General features: G+C 47.6%; 28 protein-coding genes and 2 other annotated features. Of the genes, 26 read left to right on the forward strand and 2 right to left on the reverse strand.

The features are described from left to right. Positions 1 to 13 precede the first annotated feature (13 nt). The 12 genes from mutM to QMA09_RS02830 all read left to right on the forward strand — a co-directional run bounded on the left by mutM (position 14) and on the right by QMA09_RS02830 (position 11,112). Positions 14 to 883 (forward strand): bifunctional DNA-formamidopyrimidine glycosylase/DNA-(apurinic or apyrimidinic site) lyase, encoded by an 870-nt coding sequence (gene mutM, locus QMA09_RS02775; protein WP_290211933.1) that lies wholly within the window; start codon positions 14 to 16, stop codon positions 881 to 883. A gap of 9 nt (positions 884 to 892) precedes the next feature. Continuing rightward, positions 893 to 1,498, forward strand: coding sequence for a dephospho-CoA kinase (gene coaE, locus QMA09_RS02780; RefSeq protein WP_290211934.1), 606 nt, complete (start codon positions 893 to 895; stop codon positions 1,496 to 1,498). Between the two features lie 100 nt (positions 1,499 to 1,598). After that, positions 1,599 to 2,615: a glyceraldehyde-3-phosphate dehydrogenase gene (locus QMA09_RS02785; protein ID WP_135500322.1), complete on the forward strand. Its 1,017-nt coding sequence runs from the start codon at positions 1,599 to 1,601 to the stop codon at positions 2,613 to 2,615. 312 nt (positions 2,616 to 2,927) lie between these two features. Beyond that, a complete protein-coding gene (gene speD / locus QMA09_RS02790) occupies positions 2,928 to 3,311 on the forward strand; it encodes an adenosylmethionine decarboxylase (protein ID WP_135500321.1) in 384 nt (127 codons plus the stop codon). 752 nt (positions 3,312 to 4,063) lie between these two features. Beyond that, positions 4,064 to 4,540: a transcriptional regulator NrdR gene (nrdR, locus tag QMA09_RS02795; protein ID WP_135500320.1), complete on the forward strand. Its 477-nt coding sequence runs from the start codon at positions 4,064 to 4,066 to the stop codon at positions 4,538 to 4,540. Positions 4,541 to 4,551: 11 nt separating this feature from the next. Further along, positions 4,552 to 5,922 (forward strand): replication initiation and membrane attachment family protein, encoded by a 1,371-nt coding sequence (locus QMA09_RS02800; RefSeq protein ID WP_290211935.1) that lies wholly within the window; start codon positions 4,552 to 4,554, stop codon positions 5,920 to 5,922. Continuing rightward, positions 5,923 to 6,858, forward strand: a complete 936-nt coding sequence (gene dnaI / locus QMA09_RS02805; protein ID WP_290211936.1) for a primosomal protein DnaI — start codon at positions 5,923 to 5,925, stop codon at positions 6,856 to 6,858. 520 nt (positions 6,859 to 7,378) lie between these two features. Continuing rightward, positions 7,379 to 9,307: a threonine--tRNA ligase gene (gene thrS / locus QMA09_RS02810; RefSeq protein ID WP_290211937.1), complete on the forward strand. Its 1,929-nt coding sequence runs from the start codon at positions 7,379 to 7,381 to the stop codon at positions 9,305 to 9,307. Positions 9,308 to 9,365: 58 nt separating this feature from the next. After that, positions 9,366 to 9,501: a sequence feature (ribosomal protein L20 leader region), on the forward strand. An 84-nt stretch (positions 9,502 to 9,585) separates the two neighbouring features. After that, entirely contained in the window at positions 9,586 to 10,092 is a 507-nt protein-coding gene (gene infC / locus QMA09_RS02815) for a translation initiation factor IF-3 (RefSeq protein WP_135500316.1), read from the forward strand. Positions 10,093 to 10,119: 27 nt separating this feature from the next. Then, positions 10,120 to 10,320 carry a 50S ribosomal protein L35 gene (gene rpmI / locus QMA09_RS02820; protein ID WP_006831131.1) on the forward strand — a complete coding sequence of 67 codons (201 nt, stop codon included), beginning with the start codon at positions 10,120 to 10,122 and terminating at the stop codon, positions 10,318 to 10,320. A 92-nt stretch (positions 10,321 to 10,412) separates the two neighbouring features. After that, complete coding sequence (rplT, locus tag QMA09_RS02825) at positions 10,413 to 10,772, forward strand: 50S ribosomal protein L20 (protein WP_135500315.1); 360 nt, start codon at positions 10,413 to 10,415, stop codon at positions 10,770 to 10,772. A gap of 67 nt (positions 10,773 to 10,839) precedes the next feature. Beyond that, the gene (locus tag QMA09_RS02830) at positions 10,840 to 11,112 is read left to right on the forward strand and encodes a DUF1294 domain-containing protein (RefSeq protein WP_290211938.1); all 273 of its coding nucleotides are present in this window, start codon (positions 10,840 to 10,842) and stop codon (positions 11,110 to 11,112) included. 9 nt (positions 11,113 to 11,121) lie between these two features. On the opposite strand, the gene QMA09_RS02835 is transcribed toward QMA09_RS02830, so the two are convergent. Then, complete coding sequence (locus QMA09_RS02835; protein WP_135500314.1) at positions 11,122 to 11,508, reverse strand: sigma-w pathway protein ysdB; 387 nt, start codon at positions 11,506 to 11,508, stop codon at positions 11,122 to 11,124. 90 nt (positions 11,509 to 11,598) lie between these two features. On the opposite strand from QMA09_RS02835, the gene QMA09_RS02840 reads away from it, so the two are divergent. The 11 genes from QMA09_RS02840 to QMA09_RS02890 all read left to right on the forward strand — a co-directional run bounded on the left by QMA09_RS02840 (position 11,599) and on the right by QMA09_RS02890 (position 22,100). Beyond that, on the forward strand, positions 11,599 to 12,084 hold the full coding sequence (locus QMA09_RS02840; protein ID WP_290211939.1) for a dUTP diphosphatase: 486 nt from the start codon (positions 11,599 to 11,601) through the stop codon (positions 12,082 to 12,084). Positions 12,085 to 12,154: 70 nt separating this feature from the next. Continuing rightward, the gene (locus QMA09_RS02845) at positions 12,155 to 13,243 is read left to right on the forward strand and encodes a M42 family metallopeptidase (protein WP_290211940.1); all 1,089 of its coding nucleotides are present in this window, start codon (positions 12,155 to 12,157) and stop codon (positions 13,241 to 13,243) included. Between the two features lie 292 nt (positions 13,244 to 13,535). After that, on the forward strand, positions 13,536 to 13,751 hold the full coding sequence (locus QMA09_RS02850) for a helix-turn-helix transcriptional regulator (protein WP_135500343.1): 216 nt from the start codon (positions 13,536 to 13,538) through the stop codon (positions 13,749 to 13,751). Beyond that, a complete protein-coding gene (locus tag QMA09_RS02855; RefSeq protein WP_290211941.1) occupies positions 13,741 to 14,241 on the forward strand; it encodes a hypothetical protein in 501 nt (166 codons plus the stop codon). Before QMA09_RS02850 ends, QMA09_RS02855 begins: the two co-directional genes overlap by 11 nt. Then, positions 14,238 to 14,681: a small multi-drug export protein gene (locus QMA09_RS02860; RefSeq protein WP_290211942.1), complete on the forward strand. Its 444-nt coding sequence runs from the start codon at positions 14,238 to 14,240 to the stop codon at positions 14,679 to 14,681. Before QMA09_RS02855 ends, QMA09_RS02860 begins: the two co-directional genes overlap by 4 nt. A 188-nt stretch (positions 14,682 to 14,869) precedes the next feature. Continuing rightward, positions 14,870 to 15,637, forward strand: a complete 768-nt coding sequence (locus QMA09_RS02865; RefSeq protein ID WP_290211943.1) for a TrmH family RNA methyltransferase — start codon at positions 14,870 to 14,872, stop codon at positions 15,635 to 15,637. Positions 15,638 to 15,681: 44 nt separating this feature from the next. After that, positions 15,682 to 15,909: a binding site (T-box leader), on the forward strand. Positions 15,910 to 15,947: 38 nt separating this feature from the next. Beyond that, the gene (pheS, locus tag QMA09_RS02870; protein ID WP_290211944.1) at positions 15,948 to 16,985 is read left to right on the forward strand and encodes a phenylalanine--tRNA ligase subunit alpha; all 1,038 of its coding nucleotides are present in this window, start codon (positions 15,948 to 15,950) and stop codon (positions 16,983 to 16,985) included. Positions 16,986 to 17,000: 15 nt separating this feature from the next. Continuing rightward, complete coding sequence (gene pheT, locus QMA09_RS02875; RefSeq protein ID WP_290211945.1) at positions 17,001 to 19,463, forward strand: phenylalanine--tRNA ligase subunit beta; 2,463 nt, start codon at positions 17,001 to 17,003, stop codon at positions 19,461 to 19,463. Positions 19,464 to 19,688: 225 nt separating this feature from the next. Then, on the forward strand, positions 19,689 to 20,150 hold the full coding sequence (locus QMA09_RS02880; protein ID WP_290212038.1) for a type IV pilus modification PilV family protein: 462 nt from the start codon (positions 19,689 to 19,691) through the stop codon (positions 20,148 to 20,150). Positions 20,151 to 20,154: 4 nt separating this feature from the next. Beyond that, on the forward strand, positions 20,155 to 20,634 hold the full coding sequence (locus QMA09_RS02885; RefSeq protein WP_290211946.1) for a prepilin-type N-terminal cleavage/methylation domain-containing protein: 480 nt from the start codon (positions 20,155 to 20,157) through the stop codon (positions 20,632 to 20,634). Next, complete coding sequence (locus QMA09_RS02890) at positions 20,631 to 22,100, forward strand: hypothetical protein (RefSeq protein WP_290211947.1); 1,470 nt, start codon at positions 20,631 to 20,633, stop codon at positions 22,098 to 22,100. Before QMA09_RS02885 ends, QMA09_RS02890 begins: the two co-directional genes overlap by 4 nt. Before the next feature lie 181 nt (positions 22,101 to 22,281). Here QMA09_RS02890 and rnhC read toward each other — a convergent pair whose 3' ends face one another. Next, positions 22,282 to 23,211, reverse strand: a complete 930-nt coding sequence (rnhC, locus tag QMA09_RS02895) for a ribonuclease HIII (RefSeq protein ID WP_290211948.1) — start codon at positions 23,209 to 23,211, stop codon at positions 22,282 to 22,284. Positions 23,212 to 23,295: 84 nt separating this feature from the next. On the opposite strand from rnhC, the gene zapA reads away from it, so the two are divergent. The 3 genes from zapA (at position 23,296) to polX (ending at position 26,270) form a co-directional block, all read left to right on the forward strand. Then, the gene (gene zapA / locus QMA09_RS02900; protein ID WP_135500543.1) at positions 23,296 to 23,556 is read left to right on the forward strand and encodes a cell division protein ZapA; all 261 of its coding nucleotides are present in this window, start codon (positions 23,296 to 23,298) and stop codon (positions 23,554 to 23,556) included. 5 nt (positions 23,557 to 23,561) lie between these two features. Then, positions 23,562 to 24,098, forward strand: a complete 537-nt coding sequence (locus QMA09_RS02905) for a CvpA family protein (protein ID WP_290211949.1) — start codon at positions 23,562 to 23,564, stop codon at positions 24,096 to 24,098. Between the two features lie 468 nt (positions 24,099 to 24,566). After that, the gene (gene polX / locus QMA09_RS02910) at positions 24,567 to 26,270 is read left to right on the forward strand and encodes a DNA polymerase/3'-5' exonuclease PolX (RefSeq protein ID WP_290211950.1); all 1,704 of its coding nucleotides are present in this window, start codon (positions 24,567 to 24,569) and stop codon (positions 26,268 to 26,270) included. Positions 26,271 to 26,281: the final 11 nt, after the last annotated feature.

Here is a 26,281-nt window from a genome sequence, read left to right on the forward strand (position 1 = left end):
GGAGGGCTGAAGGATGCCTGAACTTCCTGAAGTAGAAGGCGTCGTTCGCCAAATCCGTCCGGCCGCAGCCGGAAAAACAATCCGCGATGTTTTCGTTTCCGACACCATCCGCCTGTCAAAGGCGAATGGCAAGGAAGCGATCATCAAAAAGATGGATGCGGATGCATTTATCAGCCGGCTGGTCGGGGCGGAAATTTCAAGCGTGGAACGGCGCAGCAAATATATTTATTTCACGATGATAAAAGAACGGGAGTTTTTATTGGTCAACCATTTGGGCATGTCGGGCGCGTGGTTTTACGTCGACAGCCTGTTGTCCATTACGGAAGAGAAATTCCGCCGCCATGTCCATGTCGTGCTGACGCTCGACGACGGCAATCTATTGGCGTATTCGGACATCCGCCGTTTCGGTGAGATGCGCCTGCTGAACGGCGAAGCGGATTTTCCGCCGCTGCTTTTAATGGCGCCGGAACCGTTCGCTGAAGAGGCACTCGAACATTTTCTCCATATGGCGGAACGTCCGAAATACAGCGCGAAGCCGATCAAGGAAGTCATCATGAATGGGCAGGTGATTTCGGGCTGCGGCAATATCTACGCAACCGAAGCGCTGTTCCGGATGAAAATCCATCCGAACCGTGCAGCAGGGCGCATCAGCCGTGCCCGGAAAATCCAGTTGTTCAAAGCGGTTGCGGCAATCCTGCTCGAAAGCATCGATGCTGGCGGCAGCACCATTTCGGATTACCGCAACATCAATGGCGAATCAGGGCGGATGCAGGACCGCTTCGGCATGTACGGCAAAAAACAATGCATGGAATGCGGCACAGCGACGAAGTCCCTGCAAATTGCAGGGCGCACTTCCGTCTACTGCCCAACATGCCAAAAATGAGGGATTAGGATGATCATTGGGTTAACAGGGAGCATAGCGAGCGGGAAAAGCACCGTCTCGCAGATGTTGAAGGAATTGGGCTATCCGATTGTCGATGCTGATTTAGTGGCTCGCCAAGTTGTGGAACCCGACAGTGAAACATTGGAGAAAATCAAGGGGGCGTTCGGTGAAGATGTCATTTTGCCGGATGGTTCGCTGGACCGGAAAAAAGTGGGGGACCTCATTTTCACTGATCCAGCCAGCCGGAAACGCTTGAACGATATTATTCATCCAGCGATCCGCAACGAAATGCTGCGGCAGCGGGCGGCTTATGTGGCTGAAGGCCAGAAAGTCGTCATCATGGACATCCCGCTGCTGTTCGAAAGCAAACTCCAGCATTTCGCAGATAAGATTCTGGTCGTCAGCGTAACCGAAGAAAATCAGCTGAAGCGCCTCATGGAACGCAACGAATTGGCTGAAGGGGAGGCGCTTGCGCGGATTTCCTCGCAATTGCCGATGTCCGTCAAAGAAGAAGGCGCAGATGCCGTCATTTACAATAATGGCACCATCGAAGAAACGAAATGGCAACTCAACCGCATCCTGGAAGAATGGGATGCGGGCATTTCGGAACAATAAATGCTGAAGTGAACTTTAAGGTTCCAGTATCCGTAAAATGTGTTATACTATATAACGAATTAAAAATAAAAGTATAACTTATTTAATGGGGGACTCATAAATGACAGTTTCTATTGCGATTAACGGGTTTGGCCGCATCGGCCGTATGGTTTTCAGACAAGCTATTTTAATGGATGACATCAAAATTGCCGCTGTAAATGCCGGCTATCCTGCTGCAACACTAGCGCATCTGATTAAGTATGACACAAATCACGGCACCTTCCAGGGCGACGTCTCTCATGAAGAAGATGCATTAATTGTCAATGGCAAACGGGTCCAGCTCGTCAATGAACGCGATCCTTTACTGCTTCCTTGGAGTGAAATGGGCATCGACATCGTCATTGAAGCAACAGGCAAGTTCAATGCACGCGAAAAAGCGGCATTGCATCTGGATGCTGGAGCCAAGAAAGTCATTTTATCCGCACCGGGTAAAAATGCAGATGTGACTATCGTGATGGGCGTCAATGACGACGCACTCGAAATCGATAAGCATGACGTCATTTCAAATGCCAGCTGCACGACAAACTGCCTTGCACCGGTTGCGAAAGTCTTGAACGATGCGTTCGGGATTGAAAACGGCCTCATGACAACTGTCCATTCTTACACGAATGACCAAAAGAACCTGGATAACCCGCATAAAGATCTCCGCCGCGCGCGTGCATGTGCCCAGTCGATCATCCCTACTTCTACGGGCGCTGCGAAAGCGCTATCATTAGTGCTTCCGGAATTGGAAGGCAAGCTTCACGGCATGTCGCTCCGCGTACCGACGCCTAATGTATCTTTAGTGGATCTTGTCGTCGACTTGAAGCAAGACGTAACGATCGAAGAAGTAAATGCTGCGTTCCAAGCGGCTTCAGTGGACGGCCTTGAAGGCATCCTGAGCTTGACGATGGAGCCATTGGTGTCGATCGATTTCAATACGACTGAACAATCGGCGATCGTAGATGGATTGTCCACGATGGTCATTGGCGGCCGCAAAGTGAAAGTTCTCGCTTGGTATGATAATGAGTGGGGCTACTCTGCACGGGTGGTCGATTTAACTAAAAAAGTGGCAAAATCATTGGTTTATGCCCGATAATTAATACAGGCCGCAGCCATTGTAAAATGGCGTGCGGCTTTTTCCATGAAAAAAATTCCCATAAAAATTAATTGATTTTGAGTAATTATGATTGCATTTCATTTCAATACATCATATACTAACATTCGTAGTCAAAAAACGGCTACGTACTTCTTCGTTTCTGAGAGCATAAAGCAGGAGCGGACGGAGCAATATTTATTCACATGACTGCTTAAAGGGTTAGGACCTCTTTGGACTAACTTTCCCCCGTGGTAGTCAACTTTGAATATTTTGCGCACTAAAACAAAATGATATCAAAGGGGGAAACGAACCATGGAAACAATGGGACGTCACGTAATTGCAGAACTTTGGCAGTGTGATTTTGACAAATTAAACGATATGGATTTTATCGAACAGACTTTTGTTGATGCAGCACTTAAATCCGGAGCCGAAGTCAGAGAAGTAGCTTTTCACAAATTTGCACCTCAAGGCGTAAGCGGGGTAGTCATCATTTCTGAATCGCATTTAACGATCCACAGCTTCCCGGAACACGGCTATGCAAGTATCGATGTTTATACTTGCGGCGATCTTGATCCAACTGTTGCAGCTAATTATATTGCAGAAGCGTTGAATTCAGGCACACGTGAATTCGTAGAAATTCCGCGTGGAATGGGTCCAGTCAGTGCTGGCCAATCCAAAGTATCAGTAAATGCATAATCCATTAACATGAACGATATGAAGCAGGGGATCTGATCCCCTGCTTTTTCTGTTTTCTAGGGATAATAGATATTTGTGATATACCGCTGCGGTCGCTCAGGGCATGGTTTACACAAAAAGCCAAGCAAAGAACGCTTGTCTTTCTGCTAAAAACCTACTGCTTCTGTCCCTGTCTCTGCAACGCTGCGCTAGCTTCGAGACATTTAAGACCGTTGCAACGCTTCACTAGCTTCGGGACATGAAAGACCGTTGCATCGCTGCGCTAGCTTCGAAGCAAAGGAAATGGTCCAAATTTCATTTGGCCATCTCCTTGCCTAGCCCGTGTTCGCGCCTGCGCTGGATAGTTCTTTAAAAAAATGTTGTTTAAAGCCTTCTATTTTATTGATAAGAAGCAAAATTGCGGAGATGGCTTATATATTGTTGAACTAGTTAATATTCACAATCGATGAGTGACAAGTACCCTCACCTTGCTAACGATTGCTCTTCTGGGGTCTTGAGTGTCAATTTTCTAATCTGCAGATGTCTAAGCTACTTTGCTCCAAATCGAGAGATATCTTAGCTGAAGCGCGTCAAGGGGCTAGGCGAAGCAAGGAGACGAGTGTTCTTCTCGGCTTCTCGCGGGAGCCATGCCCAAAGCGACTGAAGCTATTTTCAATATGATACTTCTTTCGTTCTATTTATATAGCAACTAATGGCGCCGTAAATTTGTTATACTGGAGTTACGAGAAACAATGTTTAGGGAGAGGTCCAATATGAGATGTCCGGCTTGCCAGCATAATGGCACACGCGTCGTGGATTCGCGGCCAGTAGATGATAATAAATCAATTCGGAGGCGCAGGGAGTGTGAAGCATGCGGCTACCGGTATACGACGTTTGAAAAAGTGGAAGAAATGCCATTGATCGTTGTGAAGAAAGATGGCTCGCGTGAAGAATTCAGCCGCGAGAAAGTGTTGCGCGGCTTGATCCGTGCTTGCGAAAAGCGTCCAGTTCCTTTGGAGACGCTGGAGAACCTTGTGTTTGATATCGAGAAGGAGTTGCGCCGTACAGGCAATGCTGAAGTGAAATCCGAGGAAGTCGGAGAACTTGTCATGAACCGCCTAGCGGCAATCGACGAAGTGGCGTATGTCCGCTTCGCTTCGGTTTATCGCCAGTTCAAAGACATTACGGTTTTTATCGATGAATTAAAGGAATTACTGGATAAAAACCCGAATGGCAAGAAACCCGAATAAGGTGGTGTACTATGTCTGCACTTTATAAAGAACTGCAGCCTCCGGATTCATTTAAAATCCGGCTGCCGTATCCGTTTTCCAATTACGACCGCCAGCTTTTGACGCTCTTGTACCAGCCGATGATCGGGGCGGAAGCCACTGCGTTCTATTTGACGCTATGGGCGGAAGGGGAAGCGCAGGGCGAAGAAGCGACCCATTATTCATTAATGAACACATTGGGCATTTCAATCGCGAAGCTTTTTGAATCCCGCATCCAGCTCGAAGCGATCGGTTTGATGAAGACCTTCAAGAAAGACAACGGGCACCGGTCGTTCATCTATGAACTATGTCCGCCGCTTGACCCGAAAACGTTTTTCCAGGATCCATTGCTGTCGATGTTCCTGTTCAGCAAAATCGGCGAGTCGGCATACCGCAAAGTGCGGGAGCGGTTTTTGAATCCGACTGATATCGGCGAAGGCTTTGAGGAGGTGTCCCGCACATTCACGGATATTTTCCGGCCGGTCCATGCGAAAGCCGGCTATCCGGCGGAGACGAAAGATTTGCATGAACGCAAAAAAGGGGCTTACCAGACCGAGTCCGATTTTGATTTCAGCTTATTGCAGCAAGGATTGTCCGAGCAGCTGGTGCCGAAGCGCGTCCTGACGGCTTCAATCAAAGACACCATCGGAAAGTTAGCGTATTTGTACAGCTGGGGTCCGCTGGAAATGCAGAAAGTGGTCTTGCTGGCAATTGATGAAGATTATAAAATGACGGCCGAAAGCTTGAAAAAAGCCGCTTCCGAATATTATAAATTGACGGTTGCTACGACAGCTCCGCAGCTCGTCCATGTGAAGAAGGAAGAAAAGCCGACAGAACAGCGTGACGAGCCGAAAACCCGCCAGGACGAATTGATCCTTTATTTGGAATCGGCTGCGCCTGTAGAAGTTTTAAGGGACATCGCCAATGGCAATGAACCACTGCCTGCAGATGTGCAATTAGCGAACCAGCTCGTCATGCAGCATGGCATGGAGCCGGCAGTGGTCAATGTGCTCCTGCAATACGTCCTGCTGCGCACCGATATGAAATTGACGAAAGCGTACGTCGAGAAAATCGCGTCGCATTGGCTGCGCAAAAATGTCACGACGGCGAAAGAAGCGATGGAACTTGCGCGCATTGAACATGAGCAATATGTGAAATGGAAAGCGGAAGGTTCGCCTTCGGCTGCTTCAAAAGCACCCGCGCGCCAGAACAGAGGCAAGCCGCTTCGTGAAGAAAAGCTGCCTGAATGGTTTTATACGAAAGAAGAAACGCCTGCGGCTTCCGGCCCGAAAAACGAAAGCCTGGAAATCGAGAAACAAAAGCTTCTCGCTAAATTGGCGATGAAGAAAGGGAAAGGTGATTAAATGGAGCCCATTCGCGAAACAATGAAACGCGTCGTGAACGCACCGGCTTTTTCAGAGCGCTATAACGACATGCGCAAGGAAGTACTGGAGCATCCCGGCGTCCAAAAATTCCTGGAGCAGCATGCCTCGGAAATCGACAAAAGCACCGTCGACCGTGGGCTTCACAAATTATACGAGTATATCGACCAATCCCACGACTGCCATAAATGCCCGAGCTTTGAAGGTTGCGTTAACCACTTGAAAGGCTTCGAGCCGAACCTTGTGCTTGAACGGGGCACAATCGGCATTTCCTATACGGCTTGCCGTTTGAAAAATGCCCATGACAATAAACGCAAGGCTTCTTCGATGATCCACAGCATGTATATGCCGAAAGAAGTCATGCAAGCGACGCTTGATGAATTCGAGCCGGACGACAGCCGCATGGAATCGTTCCGCGCGGTCGGCAAGTTCCTGGATGAAACGACAGGGCCAGGCCATATGCCGGAAAAAGGCTTGTATCTTTACGGTAAGTTCGGCGTCGGCAAATCTTATTTACTGAGCGCCGTTGCCAACGAACTTGCGGACATGAATATCCGCTCGGTCTTGGTTTTCGTGCCTGAATTCATGCGTGAAATGAAACAGGCAATCGGGGATCAGACGCTGCAGGAGAAAGTCGATTACGTCAAAAAAGCCGATGTACTGATGCTCGATGACATCGGAGCAGAAGCGATGTCGAGCTGGACGCGCGACGAAGTCCTCGGCACGATCCTGCATTACCGCATGGCGGAAAAGCTGCCGACGTTCATGACGTCGAACTTCAGCTATTCCGAATTGCAGCACCATCTCACGTATTCCCAGCGCGGCGAGAAAGAAGATTTGAAAGCGGCACGCGTCATGGAAAGGATCCGTGCCTTGACGACGCCAGTGAAGCTGGACGGCAAAAACCGCAGAAATTGACAGTACGGCTATTGCGTTTTCATGATTTACACAGTATAGTAAAAACAATCGAAATATGATTTAACATGCGTTGACAAGGACAATAGCGGACTGTACGACTTTCAGAGAGAGAAGCCCCGGCTGCAAGCTTCTTAAGTACCGGCACGACGCTTACCGCCTTCGAGCAGCAGCTGTGAACTTTTTTAGTAGCAGCTGACGGTACCGGCCCGTTAGCCGATGCAGAGCTTCGTTCCGCACAGAATTTTCTGTCCGGAATAGAAGAAGGGTGGAACCACGAACATAGCTTCGTCCCTTTGGGATGGGGCTTTTTTGCGTGGAAAAGCGGAAGTGCCCGTTTAGCCCCGACAAGCGCTGGAGGCATGGCCGGTAATGGCGTTCCTTGCCATTGCTGGACAGGCTGAAGCGACTCGAGGGGCTGGGCACTGCAGCTAGACAACACGAAAAGCGGAAAAGTAAGCACCGATTCAGACCCTGTGAATCCAGGTGCTTCAGCGACAACAGAGAAAAAGGAGAGATTGGCATGGCAGACATGATTCAACTAAAATTCCCTGACGGAGCAGTAAAAGAGTTCGAACGGGGCACAACTACTGAAGAAATCGCTCAATCGATCAGCCCAGGATTACGCAAAAAAGCATTGGCCGGCAAAGTAGGCGATAAATTGGTCGACTTGCGTGCGCCATTGAACGAAGATGGAGATATCGCCATCATCATGCCTGAATCGGAGGAAGGGTTGGAAGTGCTGCGCCACAGTACTGCGCATTTATTGGCACAAGCGGTTAAACGCCTGTACCCGGATGCGAAATTGGGTGTTGGCCCGGTCATCGAGAACGGCTTCTACTACGACATCGATACAGCGTCAGCGATCACTTCAGAAGATTTGCCGGTGATCGAAAAGGAAATGAAGAAAATCATCAATGAAAACGTAGAAATCATTCGCCATGACGTATCGCGCGCAGAAGCGCAAGAGCGTTTTGCGGCGATTGAAGACCCTTATAAATTGGAACTTCTTGAAGCGATTCCGGAAGATGAGCAAGTGTCGATTTACGAACAAGGCGATTTCTTTGATCTATGCCGTGGCATCCACGTGCCGTCCACTGGCAAATTGAAAGAGTTCAAGTTGTTGAGCGTCGCCGGAGCATATTGGAGAGGCGACAGTGATAACAAAATGCTGCAGCGCATCTACGGTACTGCTTTCTTTACAAAAGACGAATTGAAAGCGCATCTTGCCATGCTTGAAGAAGCGAAAGAGCGCGACCACCGCAAAATCGGCAAAGAGCTGAATTTATTCATGAACTCCCAGAAAGTCGGCCAGGGCTTGCCGATGTGGCTGCCGAAAGGCGCAACAATCCGCCGCATTATCGAACGCTATATCGTCGATAAAGAAGAACGCCTGGGCTATGACCATGTCTATACTCCGGTCTTAGGCAGTGTGGAATTGTACAAGACAAGCGGCCACTGGGACCATTACCAGGAAGATATGTTCCCGGTCATGGAAATGGACAACGAGCAGTTGGTGCTGCGCCCGATGAACTGCCCTCACCATATGATGATTTTCAAACAAGGCATTCACTCATACCGCAACTTGCCGATCCGCATCGCGGAACTGGGATTGATGCACCGCTATGAAATGTCAGGCGCTTTATCCGGCCTGCAGCGTGTACGCGGCATGACGCTCAACGATGCGCATATCTTCGTGCGCCCGGACCAGATCAAAGATGAGTTCAAGCGTGTCGTGAACTTGGTCGTCGAAGTTTATAAAGATTTCGACATCAAAGATTATTCATTCCGTGTGTCGTACCGCGACCCAGCGGACAAAGAGAAGTATTTTGACGACGATGCAATGTGGAACCGCGCGCAAGCGATGCTGAAAGAAGCAATGGATGAGCTTGGCCTGGATTACGTGGAAGTGGAAGGCGAAGCCGCTTTCTACGGCCCGAAATTGGACGTCCAAGTGAAGACAGCGCTAGGCAAAGAAGAGACTTTGTCGACTGTGCAGCTCGATTTCCTGCTGCCGGAACGCTTCGACCTTTCGTATATCGGAGAAGACGGCAAGCAGCACCGCCCAGTCGTTATCCACCGCGGCGTCGTATCGACAATGGAACGCTTCGTAGCCTTCCTGATTGAAGAATACAAAGGCGCGTTCCCGACGTGGCTGGCACCGGTCCAAGTCGAAGTGATCCCGGTTTCATTGGACGCGCACAGCGCTTACGCCAAAGAAGTACAGGAGAAATTGCAGTCCCACAAATTGCGTGTCGACATCGATGAGCGCGACGAGAAGCTTGGCTATAAGATCCGCGAAGCGCAAATGCAGAAAGTTCCTTACATGATCGTCATCGGCGACAAGGAGCTGGAAAGCGGTTCAGTCAACGTCCGCAAATACGGCGAACAGCAATCAGAAAGCATGCCGTTTGATGACTTCCTGAAAATGATCCAAAGCGAACTTCGCTGACAAGGTTGACATGGCAACACACGCGTGATATTATAGTTGAGGTTATAGAATACTTATATGTGCAAAGCAGGAGCACCCGCTTCTCACCTGATCGACCGATTGTTGGCAGGTATACACGATTGACTACTACACGCGTGCGTGTTGTCATATTAGGCGGGTGGACCTCTGTGGTCCATCCGCTTTTGTTTTGCATCGGAACCTGTAAGCCGGCAATCGTCGGTTCGAGCATTTAAGATATTCGCGACACTATCCGGAGGTGGATTAATATTAGCAAAGACATTAATGTAAACGAAGGTATTCGTGCACGTGAGTTACGGGTTATTGATCAAAATGGTGAACAACTCGGTATTAAAACACGTAACGAAGCACTTGAAATTGCTGCACGTGTCAACTTGGATCTTGTTCTAGTGGCTCCTCAAGCTAAGCCGCCGGTCGCACGTATTATGGACCACGGGAAATTCAAGTTCGAACAGCAGAAAAAAGATCGTGAAATTCGTAAAAACCAAAAAGTGATCATCGTGAAAGAAGTTCGTTTGAGCCCTTCTATTGACGATCATGATTTTGATACGAAACTTCGCAACGCGATCAAGTTCCTTGAAAAAGGCGACAAAGTAAAAGCTTCAATCCGTTTTAAAGGCCGTGCGATCACGCACAAAGAAATCGGACAGCGCGTACTTGAACGCTTCGCAGAAGCGTGCAAAGAAGTCGCTACGGTTGAGCAGCGCCCTAAAATGGACGGTCGCAGCATGTTCTTAATGCTTGCTCCAGTCAACGAAAAAGAATAAGAGATTATTGTTTAGGAGGAATTCGAAATGCCGAAAATGAAAAGCCATAGCGGTGCGTCTAAACGTTTCAAGAAAACGGGTACTGGTAAAGTAAGACGCAACAGCTCACACACAAGCCACTTGTTCGCTAACAAATCAACTAAGCAAAAACGCAAACTTCGCAAAGGGAAACTTGTTTCTTCAGGCGATTTGAAACGCATCAAATCTTTGATCTACAACATGAAGTAAGAAAATTTCAAGCGATCCAGGAAACTGGATGCTCGAATTTAGCCATGAACAAAAAATCGAATTTTTTATATTCAAGCAGGAGGTAATGAATTATGCCACGCGTAAAAGGCGGAACAGTGACGCGCCAGCGTCGTAAGAAGGTCATAAAATTAGCAAAAGGGTATTATGGTGCGAAGCACATCCTTTTCAAAGTAGCAAACCAACAGGTGATGAAGTCAGGTAACTATGCTTACCGTGACCGTCGCAACAAGAAACGTGATTTCCGCAGATTGTGGATCACACGCATTAACGCGGCTGCTCGTATGAACGAGATTTCTTACAGCCGTTTGATGAACGGCCTTAAAGTTGCCGGCATCGACATCAACCGCAAAATGCTTGCTGAAATCGCTGTAACTGATGCAGCTGCTTTCACAGTATTGGCTGACCAAGCTAAAAAAGCATTGAACAAATAAGATAGACCATAAGAAAAGACTGGCGAAAACTCGCCAGTCTTTTTTATATGACAAAGGGGGAAACATGATGTTTTTGATCATCGCAGGCTATTTTCTAGCCTTGTCGCTATTGGCTTTCTTTATGATGCTGATCGATAAAAAACAGGCACAGCGCCGAGGGCAGCGGATTCCAGAAAAAAACCTATGGTCCGCAGCTATATTCGGCGGCGGCATTGGGGCTTACGCAGGCATGATGGCTTTCCGGCATAAAACAAAGCGCACGAATTTCCGCGTTGGTTTTCTCATGCTTGCCGTAATCGACGCTGCTATACTGGTTTGGAGCTATCAGACATTCCAGTAAAGGAAGCACTCAACTTTCTTTATGCAATAACTGGCCGATGGGGCTTTTCCAATCGATTCTCGCATTCGGATAATTCATATGAATTTCTTTTTCCAGAAAAGCGAAATCTTCTTTCGAAAAGCCCTGCAGTTTGGCTGGATTTTCGGTCCAGACGAAAATCGATACCACTTCAAAAGCATCCTCAGTCGTCCCCAAATATTTTTCCCCTTCGAATAATACTCCACGCATCGCAATAAAGAAATTTTTCTGCACATTCGTGACGTCATCATAAAAATAATAATTGCCCGATTCGATTGCCGAATCGATTTTGCGTTTAGGATCCAGAATATAGCGGATCAAGCGGTAAAAAAAGTATATGATCAAGCCAATAACAATTAAACGAATTAAAAATGCCATGCAAAATCGCCCTCTCTCCCCGAGTTCTACTGTATAATACGAACGGAAAAGGGTATGGTTTCAATATTTTACCGAAAAAGGAGTGCTCGCATGAATTTGCAGAAATTATTTAAAATGCAGGAAGAGCTGGACCGTTTTATCCAGTCGAACCAAGGAATCAATGAAGATGTCTTCCGGAAAAAAGGGCTTGCGCTGCTGATCGAGCTGGCAGAACTGGCAAATGAAACTCGCTGCTTCAAATTCTGGAGCCAAAAAGGTCCGTCAGAACGCAATATCATTCTGGAAGAGTATGTGGACTCGATTCACTTCCTATTATCGCTGGGCATTGAAAAGAACCTGAATATGCTGGAAGAATGGCCAGAACGCGTGGGTGAGAATGACTTAACCGAATTGTTCATCGGCACACAGCGAGAAATCCTGGATTTTCTGGAAGATTATTCGATGACCAATTACCAGGATTTATGGAGCTGGTACGGAGCGATCGCGGAAGAACTCGGCTTTTCCTACGAAGATATATTCGATGCATATCTGGCAAAGAACCAGACCAATTATGATCGCCAAAATGATGGCTATTAAAGGAATTTTTTGATAATGGAACGGCTTTCATTTATAATGAAAAAGAACGAATACTTAGGAGGTCGAAATAATGAGCAAAATGGATGAAACAATTGAAATGTTGAAAGAATTGACTGACGCGAACGGCATACCGGGCAACGAACGCCAACCGCGTGAAGTTATGAAAAAATACATAGCACCTTTCGCTGATTCTATCGAAATGGATGGATTGGGCGGTTTGATCGCCAAAAAAGAAGGCGCCGCGGACGGACCGAAAATCATGGTTGCGGGCCATTTGGATGAAGTCGGTTTCATGATTTCCAAAATCGACGACAAAGGCTTCTTGAAATTCCAGACAGTTGGCGGCTGGTGGTCGCAAGTCATGCTGGCACAACGCGTGACGATCACGACACGCAGCGGCAAAGAGATTACGGGAGTGATCGGCTCAAAACCGCCGCATATCCTGTCTCCGGAAGCACGCAAAAAGCCGGTTGAAATTTCGGATATGTTCATCGACATCGGAGCGTCTTCACGCGATGAAGCGAAAGAATGGGGCGTAACACCAGGAGACATGGTGACGCCGTATTTCGAATTCTCGGTCATGACCAACGAGAAATTGTTATTGGCAAAAGCTTGGGACAACCGCATTGGCTGCGCTATCGCAATCGATGTATTGAAAGGCTTGAAAGGCGTTGACCACCCGAACATCGTTTACGGAGTGGGCACAGTGCAAGAAGAAGTCGGCTTGCGCGGCGCGCGTACAGCGGCTTCTAAAATCCAGCCCGACATCGGTTTTGCTGTAGACGTCGGCATTGCTGGTGATACGCCTGGAATCACAGAAAAAGAATCGACAAGCAAAATGGGCGCTGGCCCTCAAATCTTGCTGTTTGACGCTTCTATGGTATCGCACCGAGGATTGCGCGAACTAGTCGTTGATACGGCTGAAGAAGCTGGCATCCCGTACCAGTTCGAAACGATTGCAGGCGGCGGAACAGATGCCGGCTCGATCCATTTGACAGCTAACGGCGTTCCATCGTTGTCGATCGGCGTAGCCACACGCTACATCCACTCGCACGCAGGCATTCTGCACCGCGACGATTACGAAAACGCAGTAAAATTGATCATCGAAGTTATCAAGAAATTGGATAAAGACACGGTTACGCGCATTACATTTGAGTAATGGTGTGACAGTATGGCCCCTCGCCGGTTGGCGAGGGGTTTTTTGTTGTTGCAAGTTTCCGCCCTTACATCGCTTTTCGCTTGCGAAAAGCTTCCATCCGGCTATTCGTCCCGGTTTTGATTTTACTTAAAACCTAGCCTTCCGCTTCCGGCGGAAGGCTTTTACAATGCCGGGGGCCGCAAAAACAGCGGTCCGAAAAAGAATGTATGTAAATAATACTTTACTTAATGTTAAGTATAATGTACATTATGTTATATAAACCAAACATGAAACAAAAGAAAGGGCGATGCGGATGTTGAACAATCGGGTCAGGGAGCTGCGTGCACGCTACGGCTTTACACAAAGCGATCTGGGCAAGCAAGTGGAAGTTACGCGGCAGACGATTGCTTTCATTGAAAAAGGGGAATTTTCGCCGTCGATTACGCTGGCGTTGAAACTCGCGAAAGCGCTGCAGACGAATGTGGATGAATTATTTTGGCTTGAGGGGGATGAGAAGGATGAAAAATGATTTTCGCTTGCAATATCCGTTGTGGATGATGGGTTTTATCGTCGTTTTGGGGTTATTGGCTTTTGGGCTTAGTTCACCAGTTACCGAGGTAATCAATACAGAAACGGAACAAAGCGTCACAATCAGTTTGGGTCCTGTCGGCGGGATGTTTGCTATGGGTTCAATCGTGATTTACGCAATCATGCTGACGATTTTTTTGCTCAAACTTAAAAAGCACAATAAAAAAAATCCTGCGCAGCGGATTTCTCCGTTTTCCATCCGTCCGCCTGAGTATTTGGAGCAAGATGAAGGCATGACTTACATCACCCGGAAAGCGGCGCAAAAAGTCTACACATTCATCACGTGGAGTTTGCCGGCTCTCGCAGGTTTTGCGATTGCTTTGTCAATGCCGAGACTTTACATCATTTTCGGAATCCTGCTGGTCGCACTTGGCCAATACTGGATTTATTTCAGCGAGATCCGCAAGCATTTAAAGGAGGAAACTGAATGACCTACGAATATTTCATGGTGTTTCTGGGAGCTGCGATTCCATGGATGGAAATCGCGCTGGTCATTCCGCTTGGTGTCGTTTGGGGGCTGTCACCGTTTTGGGTGATGGTGCTGGCGTTCGTGGGGAATTTGCTGACGGTGCTTGCGCTCATCATCGGCTTTGATAAATTTAAAGAATGGCATCAAAAACGCCAAGAAGCGAAAGGCAAAACGCCTTCGAAAAAAAGCGAACGCGCCAAAGACATCATGAACAAATACGGGCTTCCCGGTCTCGCACTGCTCGGGCCGATTTTGATCGGCACGCACATTGCCGCATTCGTGGGCATGACGCTTGGCGCAACCAAACGCAATACGACGATTTGGCTGACGGTGAGCATCGGTTTATGGACGCTGATATTCGGGCTCGGCACAGCATTAGGATTTGACTTGTTCACGTCGTAAGCGGTCACCTGCGCTTTTCGGTATTGTCCAGCTCCAGTGCCCAGGCCCTCGAGGTCGCTTCGGTCTTGGCCTGAATGGAAAAAGCGCCATTCATCCCAAGCCCTCCAGCGCTAGTCGGGCCTACCAAGGCACCTGCGCTTTTCTGTATGATATACTTGAGCTATTCTAGATAAAAAGGCGTGAACAAGATGAAGAGAATTGAATCGGTGCAGAACTCCCTTGTGAAGCATTGGAAAAAGCTTGGGACGACGAGGAAAGAGCGCGATAAGTTTGAGGAATTCCTGGTTGAAGGATTTCATTTGACGGAAGAGGCGTTGAAAAAGAAAAGTTTGATTAAGTCCATCATCGTCCGTGAAGGGGTCGACATTCCAGACGCTTGGGACATTTCGGATGTCCCGCAATATTCCGTGACCGCTGCGGTGGCGAAGGAGATTTCAGAGACGGAGCATTCGCAAGGCATTTTTGCCCATTGCGCGCAGCCGGAATTCGGTGAAGACGAACAGCGTTCGTGGACGAAGCTATTGCTGATCGACGCAGTGCAGGATCCCGGCAATGTCGGTACGATGATCCGCACGGCTGCAGCGATCGGCATTGACGCGGTCGTTCTTGGCAAAGGTTCGGCTGATCCGTACAACCCGAAAACTGTGCGTTCGGCGCAAGGATCGAATTTCCAGATTCCCGTCGTAAAAGGCGAGTTGTCGGAATGGATCCCGGCTTTAAAAGAGCAGGGCGTCCGCCTCTTCGGTACGGCGCTGCTCCATGCAACGCCGGTGCACGAAGCACAAGCCCAGGACAAGTTCGCATTGATGGTTGGCAATGAAGGCAGCGGCGTGGATCCGGTTTTATTGCAGCAGACAGATGAGAATTTGGTGGTGCCGATCTATGGCGCAGCTGAATCCCTGAACGTTGCAGTGGCTGCAGGCATTTTGCTGTATAGCTTGGTTCCGAAAAACTAATTTGATAAAGCGGCATAAGTTTCGTATAATGAATGAATAAATAAACAAAAGCTTTGACCGGGAAAAGTATGTTGCCAAAATGCATCGAAGGGATTCCGCACCTTGACTGAAAGTGTGGATATGCAGGGGCCGCAGAAGTTCACCCCGCGAGCTGCCAGACGGGACCAGCAGAGATGCTGTAAAGTCAGGCCGGTGAAGAGCCGTTATGTAAATGAGTGATTGCGCTTGCGCATTAACTAGGGTGGTACCGCGAATAATGCCTCGTCCCTTTTTGGGACGGGGCTTTTCTATGTTTAAAGGAGGAGAAAAAATGGAAGCACAATTGCATGCATTGAAAACAGAAGCGCTGGAAAAAATCGCAGCTTCAGAGAACGTCAAAGAGTTGAACGGCGTCCGCGTGGCGTATCTCGGCAAAAAAGGGCCAATCACGGATTTATTGAAAGGCATGGGCAAATTGCCTGCCGAAGAACGTCCGAAAATGGGTGCGTTGGTGAATGTCGTCCGCGAAGAAGTGACGGCGTCTCTTGATGAGCGCATGGCTCTTCTTGAAGAGCAGGCGATCAATGAAAAATTACAGAGCGAAACGATCGATGTAACCTTGCCAGGCCGTCCGGTGCAAACCGGTAATGCGCACCCGTTGACGCGTGTCGTCGAGGAAATTGAAGACTTGTTCATGTCGATGGGCTATGAAATTGCGGAAGGCCCGGAAGTGGAAAAAGATTATTACAACTTCGAAGCGTTGAACTTGCCGAAAGGCCATCCTGCGCGTGATATGCAGGATTCCTTCTATATAACTGAAGACATCCTTTTGCGTACGCATACTTCTCCAGTCCAGGCGCGCACGATGGAAGCGAAAGGCGGAGAGCCGATCAAAATCATCTGCCCTGGCAAAGTGTATCGCCGCGACAATGACGACGCGACGCATTCTCACCAGTTCACGCAAATCGAAGGCCTGGTCATCGGCGAAGATATCCGCATGAGCGATTTGAAAGGAACATTGTCTGTATTCGCGAAGAAAATGTTCGGCGATGAGCGGGAAATCCGCCTGCGCCCAAGTTTCTTCCCGTTCACGGAACCGTCTGTTGAAATGGACATCTCCTGCTTCAAATGCGGCGGAAGCGGCTGCAACGTCTGCAAAAAAACCGGCTGGCTTGAAATTCTCGGTGCTGGCATGGTGCATCCGAACGTCCTTGAAATGGCCGGCTATGATTCCAAGCGTTTGACTGGATTCGCATTCGGCATGGGGCCGGAGCGCATCGCGATGCTGAAATATGGTGTGGAAGACATCCGACATTTCTATACGAATGACGTCCGCTTTTTATCCCAATTCCAACGCACTGAAGTATAAGGAGGAAAATCAACTATGTTAGTATCCATTAAATGGCTCCAAGAGTACGTAGATACACAAGGTTTGGCACCAGCCGACCTTGGCGAAAAAATCACGCGATCCGGCATCGAAGTTGATGCGGTGATCGACCGTTCACACGGCATGACCAATGTTGTCGTCGGATACGTGAAGGAATGCGTCAAGCATCCGGAAGCGGACAAGCTGTCGATCTGCCAAGTTGATGTAGGCGGAGAAACAGACCAGATCATCTGCGGCGCACCGAACATCGCAGCCGGCCAGAAAGTGATCGTGGCCCGTCCTGGTGCAACATTGCCGGGTGACATCAAAATCAAAAAAGCGAAACTGCGCGGAGAAGAATCGAACGGCATGATCTGCTCGCTGCAGGAATTGGGCATCGAAAGCAAGCTCGTCCCGAAAGCTTACGCGGAAGGCATCTACGTGTTGCCGGAAGAAGCGGAAACAGGAAGCGACGTTATCACGAATTTCGATTTGGATGATACCATTTTGGAATTGGGATTGACGCCTAACCGTGCAGATGCGATGAGCATGATCGGCGTTGCCTATGAAGTCGGCGCTATTTTATCGGAAGACGTAAAATTGCCGGAAATCAGCTATACCGAAGCTGCCGAACCAGCAAGCTCGTTGTTGACGCTGAACATCGATGCACCGGAAGCGAATCCATTGTATGTGGCGAAAGTTGTCCGCAACGTCGAAGTGAAAGAGTCGCCGATGTGGCTTCAGCAGCGCTTGATGGCAGCTGGCGTGCGTCCGCATAATAATATTGTCGATGTTACCAATTACGTCTTGATGGAATACGGCCAGCCGCTTCACGCGTTCGATTACGATTCGTTGAAAACCGGCAACATCACAGTTCGCCATGCTAAAGAAGGCGAAATGATTACAACGCTCGATAACGCAGAGCGCAAGCTGTCTGCCCATAACCTGGTCATTACGAACGGTGAAGACCCAGTGGCGCTTGCGGGCGTCATGGGTGGGGCGAATTCAGAAGTCAGCGCTTCGACGACAACGATTGTCATTGAATCCGCTTATTTCGCATCCGGCTCGATCCGCCAGACTTCGAAAGACCATAATCTGCGCAGCGACGCAAGCTCGCGCTACGAAAAAGGCGTCGACCCGAACCGCGTCATTCCGGCTGCAGAACGTGCTGCTAGTTTGATCGCTGAACTTTCTGGCGGAGAAGTATTGTCCGGTTCGGTCATGTTCGACGCATTGGATAAAGAAGAGAAAATCGTCACGGTTTCGCCTGACTTCATCAATGCACGTCTAGGGATGAAGATTTCATTCGAAGAAATGATGCGCATCCTGAAACGATTGAAATTCAATACAGAAGCGATCAACGGCCAATTGGTGATTTCAGTGCCGACGCGCCGCCAAGACATCCAGATCGAAGAAGACGTCGTGGAAGAAATTGCACGCCTGCACGGCTACGATGAAATCCCGGCGACATTGCCGGAGATGGAAACGACGCCAGGCGGCTTGACGCCGTATCAGCACAAGCGCCGCATCGTCCGCAATTATTTGGAAGGCGCAGGCTTGCTGCAGGCGATTACGTATTCGCTGACTTCCAGCAAATCAGCGCAGCAATTCGCATTAGCGAAAACTGAAATGACGCGCTTGCTGATGCCGATGAGCGAAGAGCGCAGCACGCTTCGCCAAAGCCTGTTGCCGCACCTTTTGGAATCGGTATCGTTCAACACGGCACGCCGCAGTGATTCGGTTGCTCTTTATGAAACAGGAGCGGTATTCCTTAGAAAAAATGATGAGTATAAAAAAATAAAGAAAAAGTTAGAAGCTACAGTTGGTGTAAATAATGAAGAAGTTGTTGAATTGCTGGATGAGGAAGAGCATTTGGCAGTCGCCATGACGGGCTTATGGCTGGATAACTCTTGGCAAGGCGAGAAAAAATCGGTAGATTTCTTCGTTCTGAAAGGAATCGTCGAAGGACTCGCCGCAAAACTTGGCGTTGCACTCGAATTCGAGCGCGGGCAAATGGACGGCTTGCATCCCGGGCGTACAGCGTACATTATCAAAGACGGCAACCGCATCGGCGTTATCGGCCAATTGCATCCGTCGGAACAAGCGGCACGCGACTTGAAAGACACAATCGTGCTGGAAATGAACTTGGCAGTCCTGTTGAATGCCGAGCCGGAAGCCTTGCTTTACACGCCAGTTCCGCGCTATCCATCGATGTCCCGCGACGTTGCCCTAGTGCTTTCGAAAATTGTCGAAGCAGGATCGATCGAAAACACGATCCGCAACGCAGGCGGCAAATTGCTGAAACAAGTGCGCGTCTTCGATTTATACGAAGGCGACAACATGGAAGAAGGCAAAAAATCAGTGGCCTTCTCACTGACTTACTTCGATCCGGAGAAAACCTTGACTGATGAAGAAGTAACGCGTGTGCACGAAAAAGTTCTGTCGGCATTGAAAGATGCAGGAGCCGAACTGCGCAGCTAATAAATCAGGCAGTTAGACGTATCAAAAAGTGGAGCCAAAATGGCTTCACTTTTTTTATTTACTTTACAAAAAATAAAAGGCAATTAATCCATTTAATTAGTTAAAAATATCTATTTTTATTTAAAGTATGTGATAATATATATTCATGAGTTAGAATTTTGCGGTAAAAAGTACTACGAATAAGGAAGAATAATGTTTTAAGGGAGATGAGCAGAAGTGAAAAGCGTGCTTCTAAACAATAAGGGCTTAACATTGGTAGAAATATTGGCGACGCTGGCACTCATCGGCATCGTCTTTGTAGGCGTCATGTCCATTTTCCCTCAAATGTCATTATTTAATGAAAAGACTTATACCAAATTAGACACGATGAATTTGGCGAGGCAGGAAATCAGTGAAATGAAAGCATTGACCTTCACCGGTACACCCGTTGAAATACGCCAAAAGCTTGTGGCGGATCCGTTAATGGCTTATTCTTCAAACCCTCTTTTAAATGAAACAGGGCCTGGCGGAGAAATAATCCACTACTTCAAGAAAACCAAAGGCACTTATGAATATGAATTGCGGTTTTATGAAACGCCCAAGTTCACGGGCGAAGCGTCGCTAGGGAAGCTTTATCAGGTTCACTTAACAGTAAAGACCGGACAGACATTTAATAGTGAAACATTTGCGTATATTGAAGTGAATTAAAGGGGTGAGGAAAATCGGCTTTAAGTTGATAAACAATGAAAGAGGCGTAACACTGCTCGAACTTATCGCTGCACTTTTGCTTGCCTCATTAGTAGTGGGAATTTTAATGACTTCTTTTTCAATCGGCGCCAAACACAATGTATCAGCTTCCGACACACTTAGGGTGCAGCAAGAAGCCAATCTGGTGATCGCTAAAATCAGCGCTAAACACCGGAGCGGTGAATGTTATAACCTGAAAGAAACAGGAGGGAAACTGTTCTTTGTATCGTATAAAACCGGTACAGCAATCCCATGCTCAGAAGAATTGACAGTTGAAGCCGTATCCGATAGTTCATACGAGTATAAAGTAAATACCAATGGTTTTCTTGGAAATCCCAAGAAATGTGATTTGAAATTGGAACTAACTGTGAAGAGCGGAACGAGGGAAGTCGTTTTGAATTCGACCATTTCTCGAATAAAAACTGAGGGGGCCTGTGGACCATGAACAAGCTTAAAGAAGAAGGCGGCTATACTTTAATCATTGCACTTTTATTGATTGTATTATTTATGGGGATGTCAGCAGTATTTGTTCAAGCTTCTTTAAGCCATGCCACGCAGGAACAAACAGTGGATCAAGGGAATCTCGCAGTCTCTGCAGCGGAAATGGGCGTAGAGAAGTACTCGAAAGAAGCTGAGAATGCTTTTGCAAAGACCTACGCAAAAGTGAACGCATCGGCTTTGCTTAAGAAAAAAGCACTTGAAGCCGAAGTGAAAAAGTATCCCAATCATGCGGACTTAAATACAATTTGCCTAAAAGCGAATAAACCCGTTATGCAGGACTGGATTCAATGTAATATCGACAAATACGATGAAGAGTTGAGAACTGAATTCTTTAATGAAATGCAGGTCCAATTAAGTTTGATCAACAAAGATGAAGTGGCAGTTAGTGATACATTATCGCATGAACTGGCAAGCATCTCGCTTTTGCCAATGACCGCGACAGACAAGACGATTAATTTGAAAATGGATGTTATCGGTGAAAAAAGTGAACCGAACCAGGTGCCATCTGCATCCAAAACTGTACTAAGATCAAAAAAGCTGCCTACTGAATTGAATTTTCCGGAAGTGCCGTTTTTTAATGATGATTCAGTATCGGAAGTAGAGGTGAAATGGGGGGAAACCATAACTGAAGTGACGAATTTTTTCCCGCAATTAGTCGATAAACCATTAGCGGCATGTCCATCCGCTGCCAGCATCACAGCGGATATGCCTCCATGCAAATATACTGGCGTAATAACTGAAGCATATTTAAAGGCATTGAAAGATGCCAATGTAGATGGATCATTCTATATCAAAGTAGATAAATTCCCTCAGCAAATAAATAATTTCAATGCCTACAATATACCGATACTAGCCGACAGTGGTTCCATTACGACTCAACCCAATATTAACCAAACAGACAATTTAACGCTTTACTATAAAGGGCTGTTGGCGTTGCAAAATACCAACGTTCACACGAATAATAATTTTATAGTCGCTGAAATAATAACTTTCCAAAACAACCAAAACATCTATAATAATACAATTATTAATATTGGGAACACTGCAAAGAGCACCTATACGGCCAGCAAAGTTAAAATTAATGATGGCTCTAAGTTATGTGTGAATTTAGATGGGATTACACCTTCACCGGCTGATATGTTTGCGAAAATTGATGTAAGTGAAACGAATGGAAGCAGCAGCTCGGATTTAGCGGTCAGGGGCACTGGTAAGATTTATCTCTTCTCCAAAACTGGTCCTGCAACAGTATTGCCAAGCAATGCAAAAGTGGTTTACTTTAATGATCCGACGAAATTCTTGGAAAACTGTGGAGTTGCTGTTAATTACAATGTTGAAGGTGTAGAGATATTCGGTCTTCCGCTCCTCATTTCAGATATGGAATGGGATGTAGATATGGATGTTACCTATTAAATAAAAAACGAAATCCGAGGATTTCGTTTTTTATTTGTAAATTCATTAGTACTAAATACTTAAATAATACTTCTTTTTCACCAAAGGTATGTTAATATAAGAATGTTCGAAAAATTAGAAACCAAATAAAAAAAGCTTAAGGGACCTCCCCTTAAGCTTTAAAATACTCGTAAGTTGTTGATTACCGTCTTTTCGCGGCAAGGTCTTTCGCTTTCTTCGTATTAGCAAAATGGACTTTCGTCAACGACTGCAAAAAAGCGTCTCCGTGTTTCAGCAAAATTTTCGCGGCGGCTTCATCTACGATTTTACCGGCACCTTTTGGCAATGTGACGCCAGCTTTTTGGCTCAAAGCGTCCATTTCTTCCAAAAAGGCAACACGGGCGATGATGGAAGCGCAAGCGACAGATACGTGCAAGCCTTCCGCTTTTGTCGAGAACAGGACATTTTCGCGGACGATCTCAGGTTCATCTTTGATGTGCTTGTAATAAATGCCGCGTTCAGCGAATTGGTCGATAAGGATGGCATCAGGTTTCACAGGTTCGATTTTGCTGAGCACATGCTTCAGTGCCTGGTTATGGAGCAGCGCCTTGATTTTTCCTTGCGACCAGCCTTTGCTTTGGACCGCGTTATACTTCTCATTTTTCAGCGTTAAGACGCTATGGTTGAATGCTGCTTTCAGATCCGGCGCAATTTTGCGCATGTAATCATCTGTCAGCAATTTGGAATCTTTGACCCCGAGCTCATGCGCAAGAGCTACTCCTTCGCTTGGCACAAAGCAGGCGGCGACGGTGATGGGCCCGAAGAAATCTCCGGTGCCGGTTTCGTCGGAGCCCAATACGGATTTATGGGCAAAGTCGGGGGGCAGGACGTCGCCTTTAGCGGAAGAAACCTTTGCCGCTGTGGTGGAAGCGGATCCCCATTTCGCCGCTTCGCGCTCTGCGCCGGCACCTTGGAACATCACTTTGCCGGAGGTGTAGACGGTGACGACCGTATCTGAGAGTTTTGCAGTAAAACGTACATACTGCGCCTTCGCTGCGATTTTCTTATTATCGTAATGCTTGATGATTTGGAGGAGGCTTTCCTCTGGAAGTTTCAGCACGGTGTTGGACATGGGGGAGTCCCCTTTCTAATAATTCACATTCTAGTTCGGTTCATGTTATGATTATGTATAGGATTTCTAAGGAGGGGTGGAGCATTGTCAGAGCAACATAAGATTCGTACATCGGTCGAAATCTACGGCTATACCTATAAACTTACAGGCACAGAAACATCCGGCCATATGCGGCTAGTAGCGTCAATCGTTGATGAGAAGATGCGTGAATTCCATGCAATGAATCCATCTCTCGACAGTTCGAAGCTCGCTGTATTGGCTGCGATCAATACGGTACATGATAATCTTAAACTTAAAGAGCAGGTAGAACAATTAGAAAATGAATTGAAAAAGTTGAAGGGCTGACGTACATGCTTGATATTATTTTATTGATTTTATTGATTGGCGGCATCATAGTAGGCGCAAAGCGGGGCTTCGTGCTCCAGCTGGTACATATGGTTGGGTTTGTCATCGCGTTGATCGTGGCTTATGTCTATTATAAGCCGCTGGCAGAGTATTTTGTATTATGGATTCCTTATCCGGCAGTCGATAGCGACTCGCGTTTCACGATTGCCATCGAACAGCTTGATCTGGACCAGACCTTCTATCAATTGTTCGCATTCGCATTGATTTTCTTTGCGGTTAAATTTGCATTAAACTTGATTGCCTCGATGTTCGATTTCCTGAAGTTTTTGCCGGTGCTCGGTTTCCTCAGCAAAATCTTGGGAGCGCTTTTGGGCTTCATCGAAGCGTATTTGCTATTGTTCATACTCCTATACGTTCTGGCTTTATTGCCGGTTGGCACGATCCAAGGTTATTTGGAAAACTCAGGGATCGCGAAGTCGATTCTGGAAAACACACCTTATTTCTCCGAGAAAGTGAAGGAATGGTGGTATATTTATATGTAAGGCGAGAGGAGTTGCCCCGACACCAATGGGGCAGCTCCTTGTTACTGTCCGAGAATTACCGCAGCGGTTTTGCGGAATATCGGTATATTAAAATTAAAAATCTATGTAATTGAATTGCAGAAATAACTTGTTAAACACCGCTCAGGACGCTTTGGGCATGGCTTTCGCAATGAGCCGAGAAGAGCACTCGTCTCATTACTACGCCTAGCCCCTTGACGCGCCTTCGCTTAATAAGCTTGATGAAAATAAGAGAGCTACAATAATAGAAATTTCATTAAGATACGGAGCAAAACTGCCGAGACGCCTGCGGGAAAGCGAGACAGCCGAGACCCTGCAGGAGCGAAGCGACGAAGCGGCTCGGCGCTCGCCCGCGGCAAGCGAGGCTGTTTTTGCGGAGTATCGGTTACATCCACATTTTTAAAAACAAATAATTTTGCTGCAGACAAGTCATATTACCGGAGGCTTATCATGAACAAAAAAATCATCATCAGAACGCTTGAGAAAATAGCGGTTTATATGGAAATCAAAGGGGAAAACCCGTTTAAAGTCAGTGCTTTCCGCAAAGCGGCACAAGCGCTGGAACTGGATCAGCGGAGCTTGGACGAAATCGAAGATGTGACGAAGCTGAAAGGCATCGGCAAAGGCACGGGAGAAGTCATCGCGGATTTGATCGCAACTGGCAAATCGTCGGTGCTTGAGGAATTGCAGGAAGAAGTGCCGAAAGGGCTGATTCCGTTATTGAAATTGCCAGGCATGGGCGGCAAGAAGATTGCGAAATTGTATAAAGAGCTGGGCATTGATTCGGCGGAAGCGTTGAAGCAGGCCTGCCTGGACCACGAAATCCAGAAACTGCCGGGCTTCGGCCCGAAATCCGAAGACAAGATTTTGAAGGAATTGACCGATTTCGAATCGAAACCTGGCCGCCATCCGATTTGGAAAACGGAAGAAGCGGTCAAATTTGTTGAGGAGATTCTTGGGGCGATCGAAGGCATCAGCGAGTTTTCAGTTGCTGGCAGCTACCGCCGTACGAAAGAAACCAGCAAAGACCTTGATTTCATCATCGCAACGTCTGACCCTAAAACAGTGAAAGAAAAGCTGCTCGCAGCATTGCCTGTCCAGGAAACAATTGCATCGGGCGATACGAAAGTATCGGTGACGGTTGAATTTCAGGATCCTATCGATATTGATTTCCGTTTGGTGGCGCCGGAGGAATTCATTACCGCGCTCCATCATTTCACGGGCTCGAAAGACCATAATGTGCGGATGCGCCAATTGGCCAAATCGCAAAATAAGAAAATCAGCGAATACGGCGTGGAGCAGCCGGATGGCTCTATCGCGACATTTAGTTCTGAAGCTGATTTTTATGCCCATTTCGGTTTGCCGTTCATTCCGCCTTCTGTAAGAGAAGACGGCCGGGAAATCGACCGGCTGGAGGAGTTGCCGAATTTGGTTGCGCTCGAAGACATCACAGCCGATATGCACATGCACACGACGTGGTCAGACGGCGCGCATTCACTGACGGAAATGGTGGAAGCCGTGCGCAGCAAAGGCTATAGCTACATGGCCATTACCGACCATTCCCAATACTTGAAAGTGGCGAACGGCTTGACGCCGGAGCGCTTGTTGCAGCAGAACGCGGAAATCCGTGAGCTGAATAAAAAATACGATGATTTCGACATTTTATCCGGAACGGAAATGGATATTTTGCCGGATGGCTCACTCGATTTTGACGATGAAGTGTTGGGACAGCTTGACTTTGTCATTGCCAGCATCCATTCGAGTTTCCAGCAGCCCCGCGAACAGATCATGGAACGCATCCTGACAGCGATGAAAAATCCGCTTGTCGATATGATTGCCCATCCGACAGGCCGCATTGTCGGACAGCGCGACGGCTATGATCCGGATGTCGAACAATTGCTCGACTGGGCAAAAGAGTACGGCAAAATCGTTGAATTGAATGCCAGCCCGTACCGCTTGGACTTAGCCGTTGAATATTTGGAAATGGCTCAGGAAAAAGGTGTGCCTGTGGCGATCAACACGGACGCACACGCGGCCGAACAGCTTGAAGTCATGGCTATCGGGGTAAAACATGCCCAAAAAGCCTGGCTGAAGAAAGACAATGTCGTCAACACGTGGCCGCTTGAGCGGCTGCGTGCATTTATCAAAAAGTAGGAGGTGTCCCG

The organism is Planococcus sp. APC 3906 (genome assembly GCF_030407685.1).
GTDB lineage: Bacteria > Bacillota > Bacilli > Bacillales_A > Planococcaceae > Planococcus > Planococcus koreensis.